The sequence below is a fragment of the uncultured Ruegeria sp. genome, from assembly GCF_947500045.1.
In the GTDB taxonomy this organism is placed as follows: domain Bacteria; phylum Pseudomonadota; class Alphaproteobacteria; order Rhodobacterales; family Rhodobacteraceae; genus Ruegeria.
Genome location: NZ_CANMQQ010000008.1, coordinates 15,126 through 38,674 on the forward strand (window position 1 = coordinate 15,126; position 23,549 = coordinate 38,674).

General features: G+C 55.7%; 21 protein-coding genes. 12 read left to right on the forward strand and 9 right to left on the reverse strand.

The window, feature by feature from the left end:
* Positions 1 to 95: 95 nt before the first annotated feature.
* Genes Q1B46_RS13935 through Q1B46_RS13945 form a run of 3 tightly spaced genes read left to right on the forward strand, consistent with a single transcriptional unit; the run spans position 96 to position 3,028 of the window.
* Positions 96 to 890 (forward strand): IclR family transcriptional regulator, encoded by a 795-nt coding sequence (locus Q1B46_RS13935; RefSeq protein WP_299948955.1) that lies wholly within the window; start codon positions 96 to 98, stop codon positions 888 to 890.
* The gene (gene ugpC / locus Q1B46_RS13940; RefSeq protein ID WP_299948957.1) at positions 887 to 1,945 is read left to right on the forward strand and encodes a sn-glycerol-3-phosphate ABC transporter ATP-binding protein UgpC; all 1,059 of its coding nucleotides are present in this window, start codon (positions 887 to 889) and stop codon (positions 1,943 to 1,945) included. Before Q1B46_RS13935 ends, ugpC begins: the two co-directional genes overlap by 4 nt.
* 60 nt (positions 1,946 to 2,005) lie before the next feature.
* Positions 2,006 to 3,028 carry a proline racemase family protein gene (locus Q1B46_RS13945; protein ID WP_299948959.1) on the forward strand — a complete coding sequence of 341 codons (1,023 nt, stop codon included), beginning with the start codon at positions 2,006 to 2,008 and terminating at the stop codon, positions 3,026 to 3,028.
* 52 nt (positions 3,029 to 3,080) lie between these two features.
* Here the strand turns inward: Q1B46_RS13945 and Q1B46_RS13950 are convergent, their stop codons facing one another.
* Positions 3,081 to 3,662, reverse strand: coding sequence for a YceI family protein (locus tag Q1B46_RS13950; protein ID WP_299948961.1), 582 nt, complete (start codon positions 3,660 to 3,662; stop codon positions 3,081 to 3,083).
* 98 nt (positions 3,663 to 3,760) lie between these two features.
* On the opposite strand from Q1B46_RS13950, the gene Q1B46_RS13955 reads away from it, so the two are divergent.
* The 5 genes from Q1B46_RS13955 to Q1B46_RS13975 all read left to right on the forward strand — a co-directional run bounded on the left by Q1B46_RS13955 (position 3,761) and on the right by Q1B46_RS13975 (position 8,376).
* Positions 3,761 to 4,285, forward strand: coding sequence for an RNA polymerase sigma factor (locus tag Q1B46_RS13955; RefSeq protein ID WP_299665052.1), 525 nt, complete (start codon positions 3,761 to 3,763; stop codon positions 4,283 to 4,285).
* Positions 4,282 to 5,019 carry a hypothetical protein gene (locus Q1B46_RS13960; protein WP_299948963.1) on the forward strand — a complete coding sequence of 246 codons (738 nt, stop codon included), beginning with the start codon at positions 4,282 to 4,284 and terminating at the stop codon, positions 5,017 to 5,019. The genes Q1B46_RS13955 and Q1B46_RS13960 overlap by 4 nt, the downstream gene beginning before the upstream one ends.
* Positions 5,020 to 5,078: 59 nt before the next feature.
* Positions 5,079 to 6,158, forward strand: coding sequence for a helix-turn-helix domain-containing protein (locus Q1B46_RS13965; protein ID WP_299948965.1), 1,080 nt, complete (start codon positions 5,079 to 5,081; stop codon positions 6,156 to 6,158).
* 105 nt (positions 6,159 to 6,263) lie between these two features.
* On the forward strand, positions 6,264 to 7,388 hold the full coding sequence (gene gmd / locus Q1B46_RS13970) for a GDP-mannose 4,6-dehydratase (protein WP_299948967.1): 1,125 nt from the start codon (positions 6,264 to 6,266) through the stop codon (positions 7,386 to 7,388).
* A 1-nt stretch (position 7,389) separates the two neighbouring features.
* Complete coding sequence (locus tag Q1B46_RS13975) at positions 7,390 to 8,376, forward strand: GDP-L-fucose synthase (protein ID WP_299948969.1); 987 nt, start codon at positions 7,390 to 7,392, stop codon at positions 8,374 to 8,376.
* A gap of 33 nt (positions 8,377 to 8,409) precedes the next feature.
* Here the strand turns inward: Q1B46_RS13975 and Q1B46_RS13980 are convergent, their stop codons facing one another.
* The 8 genes from Q1B46_RS13980 to Q1B46_RS14015 form a co-directional block, all read right to left on the reverse strand.
* Positions 8,410 to 9,486, reverse strand: a complete 1,077-nt coding sequence (locus tag Q1B46_RS13980) for a DUF2793 domain-containing protein (RefSeq protein WP_299948971.1) — start codon at positions 9,484 to 9,486, stop codon at positions 8,410 to 8,412.
* Between the two features lie 198 nt (positions 9,487 to 9,684).
* Entirely contained in the window at positions 9,685 to 11,121 is a 1,437-nt protein-coding gene (locus Q1B46_RS13985) for a mannose-1-phosphate guanylyltransferase/mannose-6-phosphate isomerase (RefSeq protein WP_299948972.1), read from the reverse strand.
* 70 nt (positions 11,122 to 11,191) lie between these two features.
* A complete protein-coding gene (gene galU, locus Q1B46_RS13990) occupies positions 11,192 to 12,085 on the reverse strand; it encodes a UTP--glucose-1-phosphate uridylyltransferase GalU (protein WP_299948973.1) in 894 nt (297 codons plus the stop codon).
* A gap of 253 nt (positions 12,086 to 12,338) precedes the next feature.
* Positions 12,339 to 14,144: an ABC transporter ATP-binding protein gene (locus Q1B46_RS13995; RefSeq protein WP_299948974.1), complete on the reverse strand. Its 1,806-nt coding sequence runs from the start codon at positions 14,142 to 14,144 to the stop codon at positions 12,339 to 12,341.
* Between the two features lies 1 nt (position 14,145).
* Positions 14,146 to 15,075 carry an ABC transporter permease subunit gene (locus Q1B46_RS14000; protein ID WP_299948975.1) on the reverse strand — a complete coding sequence of 310 codons (930 nt, stop codon included), beginning with the start codon at positions 15,073 to 15,075 and terminating at the stop codon, positions 14,146 to 14,148.
* Between the two features lie 10 nt (positions 15,076 to 15,085).
* Positions 15,086 to 16,009 (reverse strand): oligopeptide ABC transporter permease OppB, encoded by a 924-nt coding sequence (oppB, locus tag Q1B46_RS14005; RefSeq protein WP_299665080.1) that lies wholly within the window; start codon positions 16,007 to 16,009, stop codon positions 15,086 to 15,088.
* Between the two features lie 70 nt (positions 16,010 to 16,079).
* Positions 16,080 to 17,708 carry a peptide ABC transporter substrate-binding protein gene (locus tag Q1B46_RS14010; protein ID WP_299948976.1) on the reverse strand — a complete coding sequence of 543 codons (1,629 nt, stop codon included), beginning with the start codon at positions 17,706 to 17,708 and terminating at the stop codon, positions 16,080 to 16,082.
* A gap of 393 nt (positions 17,709 to 18,101) precedes the next feature.
* The gene (locus Q1B46_RS14015) at positions 18,102 to 19,337 is read right to left on the reverse strand and encodes a lytic murein transglycosylase (RefSeq protein WP_299948977.1); all 1,236 of its coding nucleotides are present in this window, start codon (positions 19,335 to 19,337) and stop codon (positions 18,102 to 18,104) included.
* 133 nt (positions 19,338 to 19,470) lie between these two features.
* Here Q1B46_RS14015 and Q1B46_RS14020 point away from each other — a divergent pair, with 133 nt between their 5' ends.
* Genes Q1B46_RS14020 through Q1B46_RS14035 form a run of 4 tightly spaced genes read left to right on the forward strand, consistent with a single transcriptional unit; the run spans position 19,471 to position 23,462 of the window.
* Positions 19,471 to 20,433, forward strand: coding sequence for a ubiquinol oxidase subunit II (locus tag Q1B46_RS14020; RefSeq protein WP_299948978.1), 963 nt, complete (start codon positions 19,471 to 19,473; stop codon positions 20,431 to 20,433).
* A complete protein-coding gene (locus Q1B46_RS14025) occupies positions 20,430 to 22,520 on the forward strand; it encodes a cbb3-type cytochrome c oxidase subunit I (protein WP_299948979.1) in 2,091 nt (696 codons plus the stop codon). Before Q1B46_RS14020 ends, Q1B46_RS14025 begins: the two co-directional genes overlap by 4 nt.
* On the forward strand, positions 22,517 to 23,149 hold the full coding sequence (locus Q1B46_RS14030; protein ID WP_299948980.1) for a cytochrome c oxidase subunit 3: 633 nt from the start codon (positions 22,517 to 22,519) through the stop codon (positions 23,147 to 23,149). Before Q1B46_RS14025 ends, Q1B46_RS14030 begins: the two co-directional genes overlap by 4 nt.
* A complete protein-coding gene (locus Q1B46_RS14035) occupies positions 23,142 to 23,462 on the forward strand; it encodes a cytochrome C oxidase subunit IV family protein (protein ID WP_299948981.1) in 321 nt (106 codons plus the stop codon). Before Q1B46_RS14030 ends, Q1B46_RS14035 begins: the two co-directional genes overlap by 8 nt.
* The last annotated feature ends 87 nt before the right edge of the window (positions 23,463 to 23,549 follow it).

The following is a 23,549-nucleotide window of genomic DNA, read 5'->3' on the forward strand; positions in this document are numbered from 1 at the left end:
TAGTTTTATATATTGAAAACTACACATCGACTCGGCTAGTCTTGTCAAGACCCTCGTGCCCAAGGCCGGGGGAAAGTGGAGGAGAACAGGCACCCGTGGCAGGTGACGGAACAATAGGAAAAGCATGTGACGTGCTGGAACAGGTCGCAGCGTTCGAGCGGCCGGTGCGGTTTGGGGAGTTGTTGGAAAGCAGCGCGTTCCCCAAGGCGACGCTGTACCGATTTCTGCAATCGCTGACCAATCAAGGCATGCTGCATTATGAACCGGAACGGCAAACGTATTCGCCGGGGATGCGATTGGTGCGGCTGGCGCATTCCGCATGGACGCAAAGCTCACTAGCGCCGATCGCGCGCCCGTATCTGGACGCGCTCAGCCAAGAGACCGGCGAAACCGTTCATCTGGCGCAGCTTGATTCCGGACAGGTGCTTTACGTGGACAAACGCAATGCGCAACGACCGATCGAGATGTACTCAGAGGCCGGCAAGGTCGGCCCGGCCTATTGTACCGGTGTCGGCAAGGCGATGATGGCCTATCTGGACGAAGCGCAGCTGGAAAAGACGATCTCACAACAGAGTTTCCATCGGTTCACCGACAAGACGCTGACCTCGGCCAAGGCGTTACGGGCTGATATCGAACTGATCCGCAACCGGGGGTATGCGGTGGATGATGAAGAGCATGAGCCCGGCATCATCTGCATCGCCTGTCCGATTCTGACCACTGGGGGCCGCATGTTGGGTGCACTTTCGGTGACAGGATCGACCGGACGAATGGATTTCGAGCAGTTGGAAACCTGGGTGCCCCGCGTTCGGCGAGTCGCTGAACAAATCGGCACAAAAGCACAGGCATGGCGGTTCCCTGAGGACCAACAAAATAGGATGCAAGCAACATGACAGGTGTAACCCTGAAAGGCGCGATCAAACGGTATGGCCAAACTCAGGTCATTCATGGAATTGATCTGCAGATCGAAGATGGTGAGTTCTGTGTGTTCGTCGGACCATCAGGCTGTGGCAAGTCCACGCTGTTGCGGATGATTGCGGGACTGGAAGAGACCTCGGATGGGGAAATTCATATCGGTTCGCGCGAAGTCACGCATGTGGACCCTGCCAAGCGTGGTGTGGCGATGGTGTTCCAGACCTACGCGCTGTACCCGCACATGACAGTGGCCGAGAATATGGGTTTTGGTCTGCGCATGAACGGGGTTCCCAAAGCCGAGATTGACCGCAAGGTACAAGAGGCGTCGAATATCCTGAAACTCGACCAGTACCTGAAACGCAAACCAAAGGCGCTGTCTGGCGGTCAGCGTCAGCGGGTAGCCATCGGGCGTGCCATCGTGCGCGGCCCCGAGGTATTCCTGTTTGACGAGCCCCTTTCGAACCTTGATGCTGAACTACGTGTTGAAATGCGGGTTGAGATTGCGCGGCTTCATCAGGAAATCGGCGCGACGATGATCTATGTTACCCATGATCAGGTCGAGGCGATGACCATGGCCGACAAGATCGTGGTTTTACGCGACGGTCGGATCGAACAGGTGGGTGCGCCCATGGACCTGTATCGTAACCCTGACAATAAGTTTGTGGCTGGTTTCATCGGCTCCCCTGCCATGAACTTCCTGGACTGCGATATCGTGGATGGCACCGTGCGACATCCCGCGCTGACCGATTCCATTCCTGTGACCGAAAGTGTGCCCAGTGGTGCCACGAAGGTGACGCTGGGCATTCGCCCCGAGCATGTTTATGTGGATCGAAACGGTGATACCTGCACGGTCGATCTGACCGAAGCGCTTGGTGGCGTGTCCTATTCATATCTGCTGACACCCAATGGCGATAAGTTGATTGTGGAAGAGCGGGACGACCAGCGCAGCACAACTGGCGAGCGTATCGGGATATCCGTCCGCCCCGAGCGGGCGATGTTATTCGATCCCGAAACAGGTCTGCGGCTGCGTTAGGTCTTGCCAGTCGCCGTCTGATTTGAATGACTGCGCTTAGACCGTTTCCTAGGAGGCCCAATGCGCAGTTCCAAAACCATTCATGTGATCTCGGCCCATGCAGAGGGCGAGGTGGGAGATGTCATCGTCGGGGGCGTTGCCCCGCCGCCGGGGGAAACCCTATGGGATCAGAGGACCTTTATCGCCGAAGACCAGACATTACGGGATTTTATGTTGAATGAACCTCGCGGGGGTGTCTTTCGTCATGTAAATCTGCTGGTGCCACCCAAAAACCCCGAGGCTGATGCGGCTTTCATCATCATGGAGCCGGAAGATACGCCGCCGATGTCCGGCTCCAACTCAATCTGCGTTTCGACGGTTTTACTGGACAGTGGCATTCTTCCGGTGGTCGAGCCTGAAACTCATCTGACGCTTGAGGCGCCCGGAGGGCTCGTCCGTGTCCGCGCCGAATGCCGCAATGGCAAAGCAGAACGTATCTTTGTGCAAAACGTGCCAAGTTTCGTCGGTAAGCTAGATGCCCGGATCGAAGTTGAGGGGATCGGAACCCTTCGGGTGGATACCGCGTTTGGTGGCGATAGTTTCGTAATCGTTGACGCGGTTGATCTGGGCTTTGGATTGGCCCCAGATGAAGGCGCTGATCTGGCACGGATGGGGGCGCACATCACCGATGCCGCCAATGAACAGCTTGGGTTCAATCACCCCACCAAGGACTGGAATCATATTTCATTCTGCCAGATCGCAGGTCCGCTTGACCGTGATGGCGATATACTGACAGGTCGAAATACCGTCGCCATCAAACCGGGTAAGCTGGACCGTTCCCCCTGCGGCACCGGGGCTTCAGCCCGAATGGCAGTTTTACTGGCGAAGGGGCAGATGGCGATGACCGACCGCTATCATGCGCGCTCGGTCATCGATAGTGAGTTTCGCTGCCGTATCGTGGATCAGCATGATCTGAACGGGCGCGTGGCGATCACACCTGAGATCTCGGGGCGGGGGTGGATCACTGGCATTCACCAGCACATGTTGGACCCTGACGACCCTTGGCCGGGTGGCTATCGGTTGCGCGATACATGGGGTGCATAGGTTGGACCCGAATTGGGCCGATACCCAAAGCACCCAATTTGTATCATCGGGTTTAGCTGTCCTGAGTGAACATCAACCGTGCGGTCACTGGCACCGTACGGGTGATGTTGGGAAGCTGCGCAAGTTCCATCAGCTTGTCGACACCCGTTGAAACGTCCGCGTCCTCGGTGCTGATGAATACCATGTCGTTGGTTGAAACCATGACCGAACTTTCCGACAGGCGCAGGATGAACATGTCGGTGTAGAAGTTCACATCTGTCCCGACCAGCGAAAGCGTGGCATCAACTTCGATAGTGGTGCTTGCACCCACTTCCAGCTTGGACACCTCATCCATATCGATTTCGGCGGTCAGAGTCGCTGTCGCCGCCTTGCGGAACACATATTCGATCATCCGCTCGTTACGAATGTCGATATTCGTCTCGACCGAGGACAGATCGATATCGATCTCGACCTTGCCGTCATCGCTGACATGGCCCGAAAGACTGGTGAAGGAATTGACCTCGCCCACATCGTCGATCTTGACGGTGCCATAGGCCAGATGAGACGTGTCCGGGTTCAAGGTCCAATCTGCGGCCAACACCGGACTTGCAACAAATGCCGACGCAATCGTGAATGCTTTGAATAGAAGTTTCATTTATTTCCTCCAGATTCTATGTCAATTCAGACCAAGCGGGTCCGGCCCCCTGTCAAAGCAAACACACACAGGTCACGATTTATTCGATGAGTGTTGAGATGAGTACTGAACAAGCCGTACGCAGCGCGATCCAGACCCATTCAAAACGGGTCTGGCGGTTTGCGCTGGCTTTGTCAGGCGCGTCGGATGTAGCGGACGATCTGCTGCAGGCAACGGCCTTGCGGGCATTGGAGAAGCACCATCAGGTCACGTCCTTTGAGCGGTTGGACAGTTGGCTGATGACAATCTGCCGTTCGATCTGGCTGAATGAGATACGGGCGCGGTCCGTGCGCAAGGCACAAGCTTTATCGGTCACGCCCGAGGCGGAGCTGATCGCGCACAATACCGATTCAGAAACGAATATTTTCGCGACTCAGGTGTTTACAGAAGTGATGCAACTGCCAGAGGCGCAACGTGAGACCGTGATGCTTGTATTTGTTGAAGGGTATAGCTACCGCGAAGCCGCGGCTATGCTGGATGTTCCTATCGGCACAATCATGAGCCGGTTGTCCAATGCCCGGCAAAAACTGAAAACCGCTATGCAGCACGATGTGGCTGACTGCGTTCGACGGGGTGGCAAATGAATTTCTCCGACGAAACACTTCTGGCCTATCTGGAGGGCAACCTCGATGAGGCCGAAGCCCGCGCCATCGAAGACGCGGTGGCCGATGATCCGGCTGTTGAATCTCGCCTTATGGCGCTAGACCCGTTTGCCCCTGTCGTGCAGCAGGTTTTTGAGGGCATTCCGGTTGAGGCCCCATCGATTGACCTACCCACGCCGACCGCTCCGCAGTCCAATGCCGGAGCATTCCGTTTGCTCGCCGTCGCAGCTTCGGTTGCTGTCATCGCGATTTCTGCCACCTTCTGGGCGACACGACCAAAGGCTTTGGGCTGGGCAGAGCAGGCTGCGATCTATCAGTCGCTTTATTCACCTGATACCATTGCTGATCTGGACAATTCTCCGCAAAAGCTGGACACGCAGTTTGCACAGGCCGAGGCCCAGCTGGGTCGATCTCTGAACCGCGATGTGCTGGAAAACCTGCCTGGACTGGACCTGAAACGCGCTCAGGTGCTTATGTTCAAAGGCAAACCTTTAATACAGATCGTCTTTGCCGACGCGCAGGGCGCGCCCGTTGCGTTTTGTGTGATCCGGCAGGGTTCGGGTGCCCCGGCGAAGGATGTAAATCTTGCGGTTCTAAGCGGCCTTGCAACCGCGACATGGGCGAATGATGGCTATGGTTTCATGCTGTTGGGTAGCGATGCCCAGACAGACTTTGGCAGCGAACTGAGTGTTCTGACCGACGCGTTTACGGGCTGACCTACAGGAAACGGGAAAACCACTTGTGAACTGCGGCAAATGCCCGAAGAATAGCTGACATGAAGCCGAATCCTCTGATACCGGACCAGGATGTTGAGGCCTTGGACGAAGGGCCGCGAAGCATCTATGATACCGATCCACCGGAAGATGATGATTTATGGTTCCTCCCTCCCACGGACGATGAAGATCCAGAAGAATTCCTGCCATCCGTCCCAAGATCTGATCAAAGCCTGCTGTTCGATCCAAGGGACTGGCGTGCAGCCCAATCTGAGTTGTCTGCCGAGCTTGCCGATCTGGCAGTAACTTTCGGTGCATTGGATGAGCGTTTACGCGCCGGTCCCAAGGGCTGGGGCCACCGTTTGGCACTGATGGAAGTATCGGATCTGGGCTGGTGGACCGGCGACCGAATCAGCGTTGACCGCCTTGCGCTCTGGATTGGGTTGCGGATTGGGGCCACTAATGACGATGTGCAGGCGCTGTACCGGGCAGGTTGGGCTGTGCGGCGCCTATCTTCGGGTGCGGGACCATCAGAGGGCGGGTGGAACGCAGGGCTGACCACCTTTCTCGACCGTCAGGCCCAGGGGATCGAGGACGTCCCCGAGGCGGTGATGGATCTGTCCGAGGTGATGCAGAATGTGGCCGGTTTGCACCCCGTGACCCAGGCTGCAATCGGGTTTCATGCGTGGCGTGCGCTTTCTCCGGGCATCGGACAGGATACAGAAGCCGCCATCGTCGCGGCGCGCCATGCGGCGGCTATAGGGCGAGGTGGCGCTTTGTTCATGCCGCTTTCGTTGTCCGGCCCGGGCGCATTACGGGGCGCGGGAACCCAAGATGAAAAACTCTCAGCCTGGATCATGGGGGCAGGGCAAGCCTCACTTGCGGCTCTGCTGCATCTGGATCGGATCAGTGCGTGGGAAGTGCGTGCCCGCGAAGCCGTTTCGGACCTGAGCGGCCGAACCCCGCCTGTGTTGATTGATGCGTTGACGGCTTGGCCGATGGTCTCTGCACCATTGGCAGAAGATCTGACCCAGGCCTCTCGCGCGGCGGTGCAACGGAATCTGGACAAGTTTAGCGATCGGGGGCTTATCCGTGAAGTGACAGGGCAGGGCCGGTATCGCGTTTGGACCGCAGCCTTGTAACTGATCTTACCCTGAACGGGTATAGACCGCGTTGTCTTGCATTCGAACGGGTCTTGCTGTTTCTGGAAGAACAAGCAGGCGAATTCAAACCATCGGGGCGTAATCATGAGCAAATCGGCATTGATAACCGGTATAACAGGCCAAGATGGCTCTTACCTGGCCGAGCTGTTGCTTGCCAAAGGCTATGAGGTCCATGGCATCAAACGCCGCGCATCTTCTTTCAATACGCAGCGGATCGATCACATTTATCAGGACCCGCATGAACCTGATCCCAGGTTGCATCTGCATTATGGTGATCTGAGCGATACGTCGAACCTGACCAGAATCATTCAGGAGGTGCAGCCGGATGAGGTGTATAACCTCGGTGCGCAATCCCACGTCGCTGTAAGCTTTGAATCGCCCGAATACACGGCGGATGTGGATGGTCTTGGCACGCTCCGACTGCTCGAAGCGATCCGGTTTCTGGGGCTTGAGGACAAGACCCGGTTCTATCAGGCCTCCACATCAGAGCTTTACGGTTTGGTGCAGGAAACTCCGCAGCGTGAAACGACGCCGTTTCATCCGCGCTCTCCCTATGGGGTGGCCAAGCTGTATTCCTATTGGATAACCGTCAATTATCGCGAAGCATATGGGATGTACGCCTGCAATGGCATTCTGTTCAATCACGAAAGCCCCCGGCGGGGCGAGACATTTGTGACGCGCAAGATCACTCGGGGCCTTGCCAATATCGCACAGGGATTGGATGACTGCTTGCACATGGGCAATATCGACAGTCTACGTGATTGGGGGCACGCACGGGATTACGTGAAGATGCAGTGGCTGATGCTGCAGCAGGACACACCCGAGGACTATGTGATCGCCACCGGCAAGCAGTATTCCGTGCGCCAGTTCATCGAATGGTCCGCCGGTGAGTTAGGTCTTATGTTGGAATTTTCGGGTGAGGGCGTCGACGAAGTTGCAATTGTCCGAGAAGTGATTGGTGACAAGGCACCAGCGCTTAAAGCCGGTGATATCGTGATGCGTATCAACCCCCGTTATTTTCGCCCGGCAGAGGTGGATTCACTGCTGGGTGATCCTTCCAAGGCCAAGCAAAAACTTGGATGGGAACCCGTGACATCTGTGCAGGACCTGTGTGCTGAAATGATAGCCGAGGATTTGGAGATTGCGCGGCGCAATGCTCTGCTCAGGGAACACGGGCTTGCGGAGCCCGTAGCTCGGGAAAACGGCTGAGATGGTCAACGCACGCAGAATTTATGTGGCGGGCCACGGCGGTATGGTTGGCAGCGCGATCCTGCGGAAGCTGCAACAGCGCCGGCAGGTGGGCGATGAAATTGAGTTGATCACGCGTACGAGCGCCGAGTTGGACCTGACTGATCAGGCGCAGGTTCAGGCTTTTATGCGATCAGAGCGTCCCGATATTGTGGTTCTCGCAGCGGCTCGGGTGGGTGGTATTCATGCGAACAACACCTATCCGGCGGATTTCATCTATGAAAACCTGATGATCGAATGCAACGTGATTCATCAGGCTTTTGCGGCAGGGGTGAAACGCCTCCTGCAACTTGGCAGTTCTTGCATATACCCGCGCGAAACCGGCCAACCGATGCGCGAAGACGCGTTGTTGACAGGGCCGCTGGAACCAACGAATGAACCCTACGCCATCGCCAAGATCGCCGGGATTAAGCTGTGTGAGAGTTATAATCGACAACACGGTGTCGATTATCGTTCTGTGATGCCAACCAACCTCTACGGTCCGGGGGATAACTTTCATCCAGAGAACAGCCATGTTTTGCCAGCCCTAATTCGCCGCATTCACGAAGCACTAAGTGAAGGGCTTGATGAGGTCATGATCTGGGGAACAGGAAAACCCCGGCGCGAGTTTCTGCATGTTGATGACATGGCCGAAGCGTCTTTGTTTGTGCTAGACCTTCCGCGCGATGTTTATGAAGCGAATACGCACCCGATGCAAAGTCACATCAACGTGGGCACGGGTAGGGATGTCTCGATCGCTGAGCTGGCAGCGACTGTTGCACGCGTCATCGGGTTCGATGGCCGGATCGTCTGTGATCCGAGCAAACCGGATGGCACGATGCAAAAGTTGATGGATATATCTCGGCTCACCGATATGGGTTGGCGCGCGCGCATTGGCCTCGAAGATGGAATACGGCAGACCTATGAGTGGTTTCTGGATCAGCCAGAATCCGGATTGCGCGAAAGGTAACCGCCCGAGCAAAGGCCCGGGCGGTCTGGAGTATCAGAACCAACGCCCAATTGCGATGATCGCCGGAGCGATAGTTGTAGCATCGGAGGATGCCGCCATCACCTGATATGTGACTTGAGTATCCGACGGAGAACCAAACCCCATAAACCGCCCGATCCCGCCCCCGTTTCCGCTGAGAACCGGCGTGCTGCCCGCCGCAAAAGCGCTGGGAAAATCCCAATTGGCGGCCCCGCCGGTGAACAACGCGCCGATCGCTGTTGTGCATCCCACCGCAGACAAGGTCGCCGTACAAATCTGGGTGCCATCAGCAAAGCGCGTGTAATCACCATTTGAATTGCTGCTCCGCTCAATCACTGCGCCGGATGGCATGCCGTTGTTTTCCGACACCGTGCCCAGTACATTACCCGGCCCGTACCCATAATCCGCCCGCATAAGGCGACCCGCGGTGGTATCATCGGCGCTGCTTTGAACAGCCGCCCCACTGGTGGTACCGGTGGCTGCGTCAAACCGCAGGGCCTCGACCCAGTTTCCTCCATCGTGCGAGACCTTGATTGAGAAATCGGTATCGCCTGACAGGCCCATCTCGGCGTGGCCGGTCCAGTTTGATTGATACAAAAGCGACGCGGTATCGCCCGCACCGGCCTTGTTGATCTTCAACTGATGACCACTGCCTTCGTGGGTTAGCAGCGTGGCGGCGCTGCGCACCGCCAGACGGTTTGTGCTGTCCGATCCGGTTGCGATGCCAACCCCGGTCAGGTTCTGCATATTGACCGGAGGGGCGATCCATGCCGAGCCATCCCAGACTTTCAACTGACCAGCGCTTTGGTCCCACGCCCGCCATCCCGGTTCGGGTGTAAAAAAATGCCACCCGTTGTCCAGCCATGCTGCCAATTTACCATCATGCCCAGCCCAAGCCCCGGTAGGGGCTGCGCCGAGCGCATGTGTTTCACCCTGATCAGGTGCAGCAGGTGGGATTGTCGCATCTGCAGAGGCGACACTTAATTGCACCACCAGATCCAGTGCCCGCAGCGCCTCGTTATGGGTCACATGTTTTTGGGCTTGCGCAGGTTGCAGGTAGGGGAGATTCAAACGGGGCGAGTTTTGTGGCACGGGCATCCTCCTGTGGTGTCGGTCCGACGATGATTGCGCGCCACCCTGCCGTGATGGGCGTAAATCTCGCCTGACCGAACCGAACGCCCGGGTTTCGAATTGTTAGGATTTGCACGCAACAAATAAAAAACACCTGCCTTGCAGGTGCCTGTATCTTTGATCAATTCGCGAACTCAGATTTGGGTCTGAACGCGGGCCTCAATCCCGGGCATAAACATCTTGGTAGCGAATGATGTCATCTTCACCCAGGTAGGTACCGGTTTGCACTTCGATAAGGACCATCGGCACCTTGCCGGGGTTTACCATACGGTGCTTTGCACCCAACGGAATATAGACCGATTGGTTTTCAGACACGAGCTGTACGTTGTCATCAATTGTCACCTCAGCGGTGCCTTCCACCACTATCCAATGCTCGGACCTGTGATGGTGTGATTGCAGGCTCAGCGACGCGCCGGGATGGACATGGATACGCTTGACCTGAAACCGATCACCGATGATTAGGCTTTCGAACCACCCCCAAGGGCGGTGATCGACAGGCAAGGATTCGGCCTGTTTGGCCCCCTTTGCTTTTAGGGCCGAGACTGCCTGTTTGACGTCCTGCGCCCGATCCATGCTGGCAACAAGAACCGCGTCGGGCATCGCGACCGCGATCACATTCTCCAGCCCCATCGCCACAACCTCTTGCGCGGGCGATTCCGAGCGTACAAGCACATTGTGGCAATCAATGGCTGTAACTTCACCAGACGTGGCAACTCCATCCGCGTCAGGGTTGCTTAGCTCCTGTACTGCAGACCAGCTGCCCACGTCAGACCACCCGGCGGCATATGGCACAACACTGAGGTTATCGGCCTTTTCCATTACTGCGTAGTCGATTGAAATATCCTGGGCCGTTCTCCAAGCGTCCGGATCAAGCCGCAGAAAACCCAGATCAGACTGGGCATTCTCAACCGCTTTTTGAACGGGTTCCACGAGATCCGGCGCGTATTGGTTGAAGGCGGCAAGGATATCGCGGACTGCAAACAGGAAGATACCGGAATTCCAAAGATAACTGCCTTCGGCCACCATCGCTTTGGCGCTGTCCATATCAGGCTTTTCAACAAACCGATCCAATGGAACTGAGACGCCTGACGCGTCGGGCACCTGGCGGAGTTTCAGATAACCATATCCCGTCTCGGGTCGATCAGGTGTAATGCCGAATGTCACCAGATCACCACGATCGGTGATGGTGCGAACACCTTCTGCGACGGCAACGTGAAAGGCGGGGGTGTCTGGAATGACATGATCCGACGCGGCCACCAACATCGTTGCGTCGGGATCGCTGGAAGAAAGATGCAGAGCCGCCGCCAGAACAGCCGGAGCGGTGTTGCGCCCTTCGGGCTCAATCAGGATCGGGCCGGGATTGACTCCGACGGCCATCAATTGCTCGGGCACCACAAAGCGGAAGGCTTCGTTGGTCAGGATCATAGGCTCGGCGTAGGGCGCGCCCGCTGGCCCCCGCAACCGGTCTGCACATTGTTGCAGAAGACTGGTTTCACCGATCAGTGGAACGAACTGTTTAGGATAGCTTTTCCGCGAAAGTGGCCATAGCCGTGTTCCGGACCCGCCACATAGAATTACAGGATAGATCGTGCTCATGATGCCTGCTCCTTCAGTACCTCTGGGCGCGAACTATCGTATTGCATGCTGAATAGGTGAAGCATTTTACCTATTGCGCTGCCCGACCTGACGAAACGATGTCGTGAAGGTAATGGCTCAGATCATCGCGAAGGTCGTCGCGAGCTAGCGCAAAGGAAACTGTGGCCTGCAAGAACCCAGCTTTTGAACCACAATCAAACCGCTGGCCATCGAATTTGTAGCCGAATACCGGGACACCGTTTCCGATATCTTCGGCAATTGCGTCGGTCAGCTGGATCTCTCCGCCACTGCCCTTTTTCTTCTGGTTCAGATTGTACAAGACGGAAGGACCCAGAATATAACGACCAATTACGGCGAGGTTTGACGGTGCCTCTTCGGGCTTTGGCTTTTCAACCATACCCTTGGCCCGAATAACGGTACCTACGTTTTGGCCAGTGTCCAGAATCCCGTAAGAACTTGTCTTTTCGTTAGGAACTTCCATCGTGGCGACCATATTGCCGCCGGTGTCCTCATAGGCCTCGACCATTTGCTGCAGGCAGGGTTTGTCAGCAGCAATCACATCATCTGGCAGCATTACCGCAAAGGGTTCATCCCCGATCAGTCGCCGCGCACACCAAACGGCATGTCCAAGCCCCAGCGCCTTATGTTGGCGGATATATGCAATTGCACCGCTTTCCATATTGGTCGCGTTCAATATCTCAAGCAGGTCGTCCTTGCCTTTGGATTTGAGGTCCTGCTCCAGCACGAGGTTGTGATCAAAGTAATCCTCAAGCGCTGATTTCCCACGCGATGTTACGAAGATGAATTCGGTGATCCCGGCAGCACGGGCTTCATCAATGGCATATTGAACCAGCGGGCGGTCGACGAGTGTCATGATCTCTTTCGGCACAGATTTTGTTGCCGGAAGAAAGCGCGTGCCCATACCTGCGACTGGAAATATGGCCTTGGTGACTTTGCGTACCATGTTACCTCATGAGTTCTAAATATTGCCGACACCAGGGGATGATGCTGGAGCCCTCACATAAGACTTAAATTCGTATCAATCAATCTCACCCGACAGCACAGTGATCGGTTCGTTGGAATCTGCCACCAACCTGAGCACAGAGTCAAAACGAAACATGAGGGATTGCGGCTTTTGAAGTGTCCCCTCACCAATCTGGCGTCTCAAAATGCGAGAATCGCGCCCCCGAATCCACTATGGATCGGGGCGCGAAACTTCAGGCATTGGCCATAATTGCATCTAGCGGATCATGCTCTGCAACGAAGTGGTCTGGCGCGATTTCGCTGAGTTGGGGGACATAGTCCGTTTCGCCCGCAGACAACTTGCTGGGCAAGAAGCGCAACGCTGCCTTTGGGTCCATGGGCGACGGCAATTCCCCCGGCAATTTAAGCCTTTGGCGGCTACGTTCAACATCAGGATCAGGGATCGGAACTGCAGAGATCAGGGATTTGGTGTAGGGATGTATTGGTTCGGAGCAAATTACCTCTCCATCGCCAAGCTCGACGATGCGACCCAAGTATAACACCATGATCCGGTTCGAAACTGCACGCACAACTGACAGGTCGTGGCTGATAAAGATCATCGACAGCCCGAACTCTTGTTGCAATTCTCGCAACAATTCCACGATTTGGGCTTGAATGGACACGTCCAGTGCTGAAACGGCTTCATCGCAAATGATCAGCTTTGGCTTGTTAATCATTGCGCGCGCGATTCCCACACGTTGATTTTGCCCCCCAGACAGTTCGTGCGGATAACGGTTGATCATGTTGGCTGGCAAACCAACACGCTCCATCATCTTAGCGACCATGTCCTTACGCTCCCGTTCCGTCAGATCGGGGCGATAGGTTTTCAGCGGTTCGGCGATTGAGGCCGAGATTGTCATTCGTGGATCAAGGCTCGCCAGCGGGTCCTGGAAAACGATCTGCAAATCCTTGCGATATTTGTTCAACTCAGACCGCCTCAGTCCAACAATGGGATGGCCCAGCCAACTTACGTTTCCGCCGCTGGGTTCGATCAACTGCAGCACCGCACGCGCCAGTGTCGATTTTCCGCAACCGGATTCACCGACAACACCCAGAGTTTCGCCTTTCCGAATGTCGAAACTGACACCATCAACTGCCTTCAATGGCACTTTGTGCCCGAACAGCCCGCCAGACACATGGATCGGGAAGTGAACCTTGACGTCATCGACCTCGAGCAAAGGCTCTTCCGTCTGCGGCAACGCTTTTGGCGCATCGCCAGCATCGATGCGTGGCATCGCCTCAAGAAGAGTGCGGGTATAGTCGTGCTGTGGTGCGCGGAAGATTTCGCGGGTGTCACCAGCCTCGACAAATTCACCCATACGCATGACCTGAATACGGTCGCACATACGCGCGACGACCCCCATGTCGTGGGTGATCAGGGCGATGGCAGTGCCTTCGTCTTTTTGTAATCGCACCATCAGGTCCAGAATATCGGCCTGTACGGTGACATCGAGCGCAGTGGTAGGCTCATCCGCGATCAGCAACTTGGGACTGCACAGCATCGACATGGCGATCATCACACGCTGGCGCATACCACCGGACAACTCGTGCGGATACTGATCGAGACGTCGGGCCGCTTCGGGGATGCGCACACGATTGAGCCACTCAAGGCATCGCTCGCGCGCAGCAGACCCTTGCAAGCCCTCATGTACCTGCAATACCTCACGCATTTGCTGACCAACCCGCAAATGCGGGGTTAGCGCCGTCAACGGGTCCTGAAAGATCATGCCAACATCCGAGCCGCGTATTTTGTTCAGCTTGTTCACAGGCAGGTTCAGGATTTCCGTACCATTCAGCAAGGCGGAACCGGACGCACGACCAGCAGGAGGCAACAATCCCATCGCCGCCATGAAAGTCTGGCTTTTGCCCGATCCACTTTCGCCTACGATGCCCAGACACTCACCAGGATTGATATCAAAGCTGATGCCTTTGACCGCCTCAACAACGCCATCGGGGGTATCGAACTGGACGCTCAGGTCCTTTATGGAAAACAGACTCATATCAGCGATCCTTCGGGTCCAATGCGTCACGCAGGCCATCTCCAATGAAGAACATGGTGATGATAATCGCGACATAGAATGTCAGGGGGTAAATCAGTTGCCACAAGGTACCATAGCTCATGGTGCCTGCACCTTCGGCAATCAGACGGCCCAAAGATGTATAAGGTTCCGAAATTCCGAGCCCCAGGAATGAAATGAAGCTTTCAGTCAGGATCATTTCAGGCACCAACAGCGAAGCATATACGATTACGACACCCAACAGGTTTGGCAGGATATGCCGATACATGATGGTGAATTCGCTGACACCTGCGGCACGCGCCGCTTCGATGAACTCGCGATTCTTAAGGGTCAGGGTCTGCCCCCGAACGATCCGGGCCATGGTCAGCCAACCGACTGCGCCCAAAGCGATGAACAGCATAAAGAAGGACCGCCCCGCCACAACAAGCAGAAGAATGATGATGAGTGTTGCTGGGATTGCCAGAAGGATATCTACGAAACGCATCATGGCATTGTCGGTACGCCCTCCGATGTAACCGGCTGCGATGCCATAACAGGTGCCGACAATCAGTGCTGTTGCGGCCCCGATCAGACCGACCAACAGCGAAGTGGTGGTCGCCTGAATGACGCGGCTGTAAAGGTCACGCCCCAGATCATCGACACCGAAAAAATGCCCGGTTTCGATCGACGGCATTCCCATGCCGCGCACATCACCCATGACATTCCAGTCGATCTCTTCATTACTCCAGACTGCGAAAAATGGACCAATAATCGTGAACAACACGATCAGACCCAATATGAAAATGCTGGCCATCGCGGCCTTGTTTCGGACAAAACGCATCCGTGCGTCCTGCCAGAGCGATCGCCCCTGAATGACCGTGTAATCTGTTATTTCTTCGGCCAGATGGGCGGCTTTTTGTGATTTTCCTAACATTGCCTGCCCCTCAGTAGCGGATTTTGGGATCGAACCAGGCATACGCCAGGTCGGTCAAAAGGTTCACAACTACGGTTAGCGCGCCATAGAGGATGGTGACCCCTAGCAGCACCGCATAGTCGCGGGATAAGGCAGAACCGACATAGGCCTGCCCCAGACCACCGGTCGAGAAGTAGATGTCGACAAAGACCGAACCGGTCAGGACATAAACAAACACCGGCCCCAGATATGAGACAACCGGCAGCAACGTGGGCTTCAGGGCATGACGCCAGATCACGGTTCTTGTGGGCAAACCCTTGGCCCGCGCGGTGCGGATGAAGTTCGAATTCAGAACCTCCAGCATCGACGATCGCGTTATCCGTGCAATTGAGCCCATGTAAGACGTTGCCAATGCGATCACCGGCATAATCAGATATTGCCATTGGCCACCGTTCCAACCGCCGCCCGGCAACCAGCCCAGCCAGAGTGTGAAGGTCAGGATCAGGATCGGGCCCATGATGAAGTTCGGCAGCGCCTGCGCCGCAATACCAAGACCAACTGCGAAGTAGTCGATCCAGCTATTGTGTTTGATCGCAGCGGCGATTCCGAGGCTCACACCTACAGACGTCGCAAGAAGAAATGAGAGCGTGCCATAGGTCAGAGAGATCGGAAAACCTTGTGCGATGATGTCGTTGACGTCCCGGTCCTTGAACTTGAAGGACGGGCCGAAATCGAAATGTACGACGATGTTGTACAGGTAGTCCCAGAGCTGTTTCCACAGCGGTTGGTCCAGCCCGTAACGCGCCTCGATATTGGCCAGAACCTGCGGCGGCAATGGCCGTTCCGAGGTGAAGGGCCCGCCGGGCGCAAAGTGCATCAGGAAGAAACAGGCGACGATCAGCAGCAGGATCGTCGGGATGGCAACAAGCAGTCGCCGCAGGCTATAGGCAAGCATTTCATGCCCCCATAATTATTGGCCCTGCCCCAAACAGAGACATCCGGGACAGGGCGTGGTTCAATGACGATTATTCGGCGATCTTATAAAGATTCTTCGAATACCAGTTCTGCTCGACGTTATTGACGGGCCAATTCCCCACATCGCTGTCCATCATGTAGACGCCAGCATAGTGATAGATCGGGATCACAGGAGTTTCCTGTGCGATGATCCGCTCCACCTCGGTATAGAGCGGTGCTGGATCGTCCGAGGTTTTGGCTTCGGTCAGCAGTTCATCAACGCGCGCGTTGTTGTATTTACCGTCGTTGTACCCGGAATCCGACTGCAGCAGATCAAGGAAGGTTGAGGCTTCGTTGTAGTCGCCACACCATGCACCGCGTGCCAGCTCAAAGTTCTGGTTGCCGCGCTCTTCCAGGAAGACTTTCCACTCCATGTTCGCCAGCTCGGCATTGACGCCCAGCTTCTGCTTCCACATCTGGCTCAGAGCAACCGCGACTTTTTTGTGGTTCTCTGCAGTGTTGTATACCATCTGGAAACTCAGAGGGTTATCAGGACCATAGCCTGCTTCTGCCAGAAGCTCTTTGGCAAGTTCATCGCGTTCGGCCTGAGACATTGATGCCATCTCAACAGCCGGTACGGTGAAGTTTGCGGTTGCTTCGGGCGCGAATGTGTAGGCCTCAGGCTGACCGCCTGCCAGAACCTTCTCGGTAATGATCGCACGATCCACAGCCAGCGACAGAGCTTGGCGAACATTGGGATCTTTGAAGGCTTCAGGGCCGCTGTCAGAGACATTGAAGGTATAATAGTAGTTGCACAGGCGTGGGAAGCTGATGGCTTCTTCTGGGTGCTCTTCCTTCAGGCGAGGATACTGACCAGCGGGAATTTCGGTCCGGTCCAGCTCACCCGCCAGATAACGAGTCAGGGCAACATTCTCGTCGTTGATGACCAAAGCAACGACCTTGTCGATGATTGTATTGTCGTTATCCCAGTACATCTCGTTGCGCTCACGTACGGAGCGTTCTTGCGGAAGGTGTTCTGTCAGAACATAGGCGCCGTTCGAGACGATGTTTTCAGGCTTGGTCCAAGCGTCACCAAACTCTTCGATCACTTTCTGCGGCGCTGGGAAGGTGGTCGAGTGGGTGGTCATCTGCGGGAAATAGGGCAGGGGAGCACTCAGGCGGACTTCCAGCGTTTGGTCGTCAATGGCTTTGACGCCCAGCTCATCCACTGATTTGTCGCCCGCAATGATGTCGGCTGCGTTTTCAATCGACATCAGCTCCATGAACCACGCATAGGGCGATGACAGTTCAGGATCGACAGCGCGTTTCCAGGCAAAAACGAAATCACCTGCAGTTACGGGGTCTCCGTTTGACCATTTCGCATCACCGCGGAGCTTGAAGGTGTAGACATCTTTGGTGTCATTGACGGTGTACTCGGTGGCAGCGCCAGGGACCAGATTACCCTCTTCGTCCTGGTTCATCAGACCTTCGAATAGGTCGCGCACGATTTCGGCGCCGGACACATCTTCGACCACTTGCGGATCGACCGAGCTGTGCTCATCCAAAATGCGATAGATAAATGTTTGATCATCCGCCAGCGCCTCGCCGGTTTGCGGATGTGTGCCAGCTGCGATTGCTGCGCCGGCAATAATGGTCGAGGACAACAGCCCCGCCAGTGAAGTACGGACTAATTTTTGCATAGTGATTACTCCCATTTTTTTGTGGTGCCGGATGCCCCGGTTGCTTTGCAGCGGGCACCCGTCTACCAATGTGTTTCCGGCAATTGCGGTGCGTTCACCTTGATCTAGATCGCGGCAGAGTCCAAATTTTAGACCTTTTGCTCCGGGCAGTGTCGGATGTTTGATTGCGAAAGTTGTCTTTCACTGTCGCAAAAATCTGCTGGTTTTTAGGCAAAGGTAAAGGGTTTTGCACTCAAATGGGATTGCAAAGATCGAATGAAACCGGATCAGGCAGGGGTGTGGAAATATTATTCTGATACGCTTTGTCTGAATGACATTTTCGTGAAGCCCTACATATTGCAAAGGGCGAATAGATTTCCCTCGGCACTCGAATATGGCGAATCAGGTATAGCTTCAGGGCTTCAAAACAGCTTTAAGGCTATCGTTCGGAAAGCACGTTGGTTGATCCCCCGATGCCTCCTGCCAGCGCCCGATCGAGCGACGGGTCTTGTATCCGGGCAAGCCATCGACACCGCCTACATCATGCCCCTGATCAACAAGCGCCTGCTGCATTCTGGCGACGTCTGATCGGTAAAGGGTACCAACATTCCCCCAGCGGCCGCGAAAGTCGCCGACACCATATTGAATGCGGTCGCCGACATGGCCCACAAACAAGGCGTACAGATCGCTGGTGTTGTAGTCTTTGAGAACATAAAAGTTGGGTGTGACGATAAAGGCCGGACCGCTGCGCCCGGCAGGCATCATCAGATACCCTTCTGCAGACAGCTCGTGTGCCGGAAATGGCTTGCCTGAAACGCGACTGACACCCATCGTGGCCCAATCCTGGATCTGACGTCCCTGATCAGGCCCCTCAAGTGCGCAAGAGACTGCAGTGGGCACGTTGACCTCGAACCCCCAATCTCGGCCGCTAACCCAGCCGTGTTTCTCAAGATAGGCGCCGATCGAAGCAATCGTATCTGCGGGTGACCCCCAGATATCAGCCCGATTGTCCCCATCGCCGTCGCGCGCGTAGGTCAGAAAATTTGTGGGCATAAACTGTGGTTGCCCCAATGCACCGGCCCAACTGCTTTTAAGGGTGCGGCCCTGCGCATGGCCGGCTTCAGCGATTTGCAGCGCGGCGATCAACTCGGTGGTGAAATAGTCGGCCCGCGTACTCATGAAACCCTTCGTACCAAGAACTTGAAAGGCATTATGGCGGATCGGGACCTGGCCATAACCGCTTTCGCGTCCCCAAATGGCCAGTATTATACGGGCAGGGACACCGGTTTCAGCCTCAACGCGCGTCAGAGTTTGAGCGTGGCGTCTGGCCATCTTTTGTCCAACCGAAGTAGCCCCCTGTACCGATCCGGCATTGAAATACCGGCCGGGCGAGCCAAACTCGGCCTGACGCTGTGCCTTAGGGGTCTTTTTAGGGCTGCCCGGAGGCACTAGATCCGGCAAGTCCCAGTTTAGCGTCACCCCATCAAAGGCTTGCTGGAACGTGCGTCGCGATACGCCTTTGGCCTTCGCTTGTGGCCAGATGGTCTGTTGCAGCCAATTCTGGAACTGACGTTCAACTGCAGCGCGATCCTGCGCGTTCAAGGGCGCTGTCAACATAACAAGGGTGAGGATAGCAAAAACTATACGCATACAACTGATCTCGCGCGCGAAAGATCGCATGTCAACAGGGGGATGTTGGGGTAAATTTGTAAAAGTCCTTGAGAAAAGTTCTGACTCTGCCAATAGTTGCCGGGAACCCCCAGCCGCAAGAGGATCATCAGGCGTGAGCTTTTTCCGGATGTCCCCTGTCTCCATATCCGCCCTCGTAACGCTTGTTGCGCTGTTGGTGTCGGTCCAGGCCGCGGGGGCAAGCGACAGTTTCATGGACCCTCAGGGCCCGATTGCGGCGGTACAAAAGAGGCACCTTTTGCGTGCGACCGCGCTGATCCTGATCGCGGTGATCCCGGTACTGGTCTTGGTTCCGTTGATTGCGCTGCGATATCGTCGGCGCAGGGGTGGAAACGCGGCCTATAAACCGCATTGGGACTTCTCGGCGAAGCTTGAGTTTCTGATGTGGGGCGTACCGATGGTGATTGTGGCAATCCTGTCCTTCTACCTATGGAAGGCCACCCATCGTCTTGATCCCTACGCAGCCCCGTTCGGAGAGGAACCCGCCTTACGCGTGCAGGTGGTTGGTCTCGATTGGAAATGGTTGTTCATCTATCCTGACCTCGGCATCGCCAGCGTAGGAGAGCTGGGTATCCCGATAAAACAACAGGTGGCGATGACCTTGACGACAGATACGGTGATGCAGTCTTTCATGATCCCGGCGTTGGCAGGCCAGATCTACGCCATGCCCGGCATGACGACGCAGCTGCATGTGGTGGCGGACGCGCCCGAGACGATGCAGGGAGAGAACACGCAGTACAATGGCCGCGGCTTCACCAAGCAGAAATTCATGACGCAGGCAATGAAACCCGAGGATTTCAACGCTTGGGTGACAAGCGTTCGTGCCCACGGAATACCATTGACCGAAGACACTTACAGGACACTGGCCATGCGCACGGATCGTGATGAGGTTCAGGCGGCTTTGGGGACCCCACTTATGCCGCTCAATGCGCTGTACTTTACACTGGAAGAGGGCGATCTGTTCCATTCGATCCTGCATCGGTATCACAGCGGAGAACCTCTGCCGCTAGACAAGCAACCCGGAACCGCCGAATTCGGGCAGGAGGCGAGCCAATGAACTCCTCCGACACCGGTTTTTTTGGTCGCCTGACTTGGGACGCATTCCCCATTGCCGGGCTAATCCAGAACCCCAGCGCGAATGAGATCATCGCGAATGCCGCCGCTGCCATTGTGATCATAGGTGTCGTGGCTGTGGTCGGCCTACTGACATGGTTCCGTCTGTGGGGGCCGCTTTGGCGGGATTGGCTGACCAGTGCAGATCACAAGAAGATCGGCATAATGTATATCGTCTTCGCCATCGTCATGTTGGCACGCGGTGTGCTTGAAGGCGTGGTAATGCGCGCGCAGCAGGCAGCAGGGCCGGGGGACGGGTTCCTCGCGCCAGAACATTTTGCCGAACTGTTCAGCACGCATGGGACCATAATGATTTTCTTTGTGGCCGTGCCTTTTGTTTTCGGCTTGGCAAATTTTCTGGTGCCGCTGATGATCGGCGCAAGGGACGTTGCTTTTCCGGTCATGAACCAGATCGGCCTTGGTCTTACCGTCTCGGCCGGAATGATGCTGATGGTATCGCTGGTGGTTGGAGAGTTCTCGACCGGAGGTTGGACCGCCTATCCGCCCTATACCGGGGCCGCTTTCAATCCTGGTGTGGGGCCGGACTACTGGATATGGGCTATCGTTGTTTCGGGTGTTGGTACCACGCTGACCGGTATCAACTTTGCCGTCACGATCTACAAGCTACGCGCGCCGGGGATGAAATTCATGCGGCTGCCGATGTATTGCTGGACGATCATCTGCAGCTCGATCCTGATTGTCTTTGCCATGCCGCCGCTTGGTGTCGCCGCACTGCTTTTGGCTGCCGACCGATATCTGGATTTTCATTTCTTCACCAATGATCTGGGCGGCAACATGATGAACTATGCCAACCTGTTCTGGTTGTTCGGCCACCCCGAGGTCTATCTGCTGGTCTTGCCCGCCTATGGGATCTATTCCGAAGTTTTTGCCACCTTTTCTGCAAAGCGCCTGTATGGCTATAACTCACTTGTCATCGCGACAATGTCGATTGCAATCATGTCGTTTACGGTTTGGCTGCATCACTTCTTCACCATGGGTCAAAGCGCGCTGATCAACGCGGTGTTTGGCATTGCGACGATGTTGATCGCTATCCCGACCGGCGTGAAGGTCTATGATTGGATGGCAACGCTTTATCGCGGGCGCATTCGGTTTTCTGTCCCGATGCTCTATAGTCTCTCTTTCTTGATGCTGTTCGTTATTGGCGGCCTCAGTGGCGTGGTCCTCGCCAATCCCACAGTTGACTATCAGGTCCACAACACGCTGTTCCTTGTGGCACATTTCCACAACGTGCTGCTTCCGGGCGTGCTGTTTGGCCTGCTCGCTGCATATAACTACTGGTTCCCCAAGGCATTCGGGTTTCGCCTGAATGAGTTTTGGGGCCGTGTCTCAGTCTTCTGTTGGACCGTCGGCTTCCTGCTAACATTCATGCCGCTGTATTTCGTGGGCCTGATGGGAATGCCCCGTCGGTCATTCAGTTGGGAGGATCCCAGTTTTCACCCCTACATGATCACCGCAGTCATTGGTGCGTTGGTAATCACTTGCGGGTTGTTCTCGATCCTGATTCAGCTGTGGGTCAGCATACGTGATCGGGATAAATCCTGTGCACCCATAGGCGACCCGTGGGATGGGCGCACACTGGAATGGTCGATCCCATCGCCCCCGCCGCCCTACAACTTTGCCATTATTCCCATCGTCACCGACCGAGATGACTTTGCCGCCACGAAAGAGCGCGGCGCGGCCTATCCCACGCCGGAGGTCTATGAAGATATTGAGATGCCGCGCAACACGGGCATTGGGTTCGCCTTTTGCGTGCTTAGCGGCGTCTGGATGTTTGCGCTTGTCTGGTGGATTTGGTGGCTGGCGGCTTTGATGACGATCGCAATGATCCTTGCCTTCATCATCTGGAGTTTCGACACCAGCACCGAAATCATCATCCCGGCCGAAGAAGTCCGCAAGGAACACGAAGCCTGGCTGGAGCTGGCCCACAGCACCAAAGCTGTGGATCGTGACCACGAAAGCACCCCTGAAAACCTAGGCCTCGCCCGCCCGGATATGGAGGCGGTGACATGAAGCGCGCACCCAGACACAGTTATCCAGGGATCAACCTCGGCGAGGATCACGCCAGCGCCCATAAGGCGACCGAGGTTGTCACTTTCGGCTTCTGGGTCTTCTTGATGAGCGACCTTGTCTATTTCGGCCTGATGTTCGCGATCTACATCACGATGATCGATGCACAGGCCGGTGGGCCGGGGCCGCATGAATTGTTTGATCTGAAAAGCATCTTTGCCCAGACCCTGATCCTGCTGACCAGCAGTCTGACCGTGGGTTTGGCAATGCTGGCGCTGAAATACAACCTGCCCCGGGCTCGGGTCGTGTTCTGGTTCGGAGTGACCTTGGCCCTTGGGCTCAGCTTTCTGGCACTAGAGATCCGTGATTTCATGAATATGGCAGAGCAGGGCGGTGTCCCACAGCGCAGCGGCTTCCTTTCGGCCTTTTACGGTCTGGTCCCGCTGCATGGTCTACATGTCGCATCTGGCTGTCTGTGGCTGATTGTACTGGGCATCCAGCTAAAGGTGTTCGGCCTGACCGATCTGCTGATGTCGCGCATGGTGCGGCTGGCCCTGTTCTGGCACTTCCTTGACTTGATCTGGATCGGCATCATTACAATCGTGTATTTCGGAGGGCTGGCTTATGGATAGACGCGCCGACATGCATAAGCGCGAGCGCCGCCGCTATGTCATCGGGTATGGTGGATCGCTTCTGCTAACTTTGGTGGTGTTCGCTGTCGCCTATCAGTTCGGGATTGAGACCAGAGGGGTCTATCTAACCATTGGCCTTTTGGGATTGGCCCAACTGGTTCTGCAGTTGGTCTATTTCTTGCATATCGACCGCCGCCGTAGCAGCCGGGAAGATCTGGACCTGATCCTTTTCTCTACACTGGTTTTGCTGATAATCATCGGCGGGACGGTCTGGGTTCTGGGCAATCTGGCCATACGAATGCACATGATGTGATCTGCGTCGAAGTCGCAAGAATGTCCCCCTTTAAGGTTAAAATATCGGTATCGGCACCGGAATGAGCTTTGCCGACAGGTCGAAATG

Bases quoted from the DNA above. Each gene is read 5' to 3' on its own strand.
- oppB (WP_299665080.1), bottom strand. From the start codon at position 16,009: ATGCTTGCCTATAGCCTGCGGCGACTGCTTGTTGCCATCCCGACGATC.
- Q1B46_RS13995 (WP_299948974.1), bottom strand. From the start codon at position 14,144: ATGAGTCTGTTTTCCATAAAGGACCTGAGCGTCCAGTTCGATACCCCC.
- Q1B46_RS13975 (WP_299948969.1), top strand. From the start codon at position 7,390: ATGGTCAACGCACGCAGAATTTATGTGGCGGGCCACGGCGGTATGGTT.
- Q1B46_RS14025 (WP_299948979.1), top strand. From the start codon at position 20,430: ATGAACTCCTCCGACACCGGTTTTTTTGGTCGCCTGACTTGGGACGCA.
- Q1B46_RS13960 (WP_299948963.1), top strand. From the start codon at position 4,282: ATGAATTTCTCCGACGAAACACTTCTGGCCTATCTGGAGGGCAACCTC.
- Q1B46_RS13985 (WP_299948972.1), bottom strand. From the start codon at position 11,121: ATGAGCACGATCTATCCTGTAATTCTATGTGGCGGGTCCGGAACACGG.
- Q1B46_RS14010 (WP_299948976.1), bottom strand. From the start codon at position 17,708: ATGCAAAAATTAGTCCGTACTTCACTGGCGGGGCTGTTGTCCTCGACC.
- Q1B46_RS13945 (WP_299948959.1), top strand. From the start codon at position 2,006: ATGCGCAGTTCCAAAACCATTCATGTGATCTCGGCCCATGCAGAGGGC.
- Q1B46_RS13965 (WP_299948965.1), top strand. From the start codon at position 5,079: ATGAAGCCGAATCCTCTGATACCGGACCAGGATGTTGAGGCCTTGGAC.
- galU (WP_299948973.1), bottom strand. From the start codon at position 12,085: ATGGTACGCAAAGTCACCAAGGCCATATTTCCAGTCGCAGGTATGGGC.
- Q1B46_RS14030 (WP_299948980.1), top strand. From the start codon at position 22,517: ATGAAGCGCGCACCCAGACACAGTTATCCAGGGATCAACCTCGGCGAG.
- Q1B46_RS13950 (WP_299948961.1), bottom strand. From the start codon at position 3,662: ATGAAACTTCTATTCAAAGCATTCACGATTGCGTCGGCATTTGTTGCA.
- Q1B46_RS13955 (WP_299665052.1), top strand. From the start codon at position 3,761: ATGAGTACTGAACAAGCCGTACGCAGCGCGATCCAGACCCATTCAAAA.
- Q1B46_RS14015 (WP_299948977.1), bottom strand. From the start codon at position 19,337: ATGCGTATAGTTTTTGCTATCCTCACCCTTGTTATGTTGACAGCGCCC.
- ugpC (WP_299948957.1), top strand. From the start codon at position 887: ATGACAGGTGTAACCCTGAAAGGCGCGATCAAACGGTATGGCCAAACT.
- gmd (WP_299948967.1), top strand. From the start codon at position 6,264: ATGAGCAAATCGGCATTGATAACCGGTATAACAGGCCAAGATGGCTCT.
- Q1B46_RS14035 (WP_299948981.1), top strand. From the start codon at position 23,142: ATGGATAGACGCGCCGACATGCATAAGCGCGAGCGCCGCCGCTATGTC.
- Q1B46_RS14000 (WP_299948975.1), bottom strand. From the start codon at position 15,075: ATGTTAGGAAAATCACAAAAAGCCGCCCATCTGGCCGAAGAAATAACA.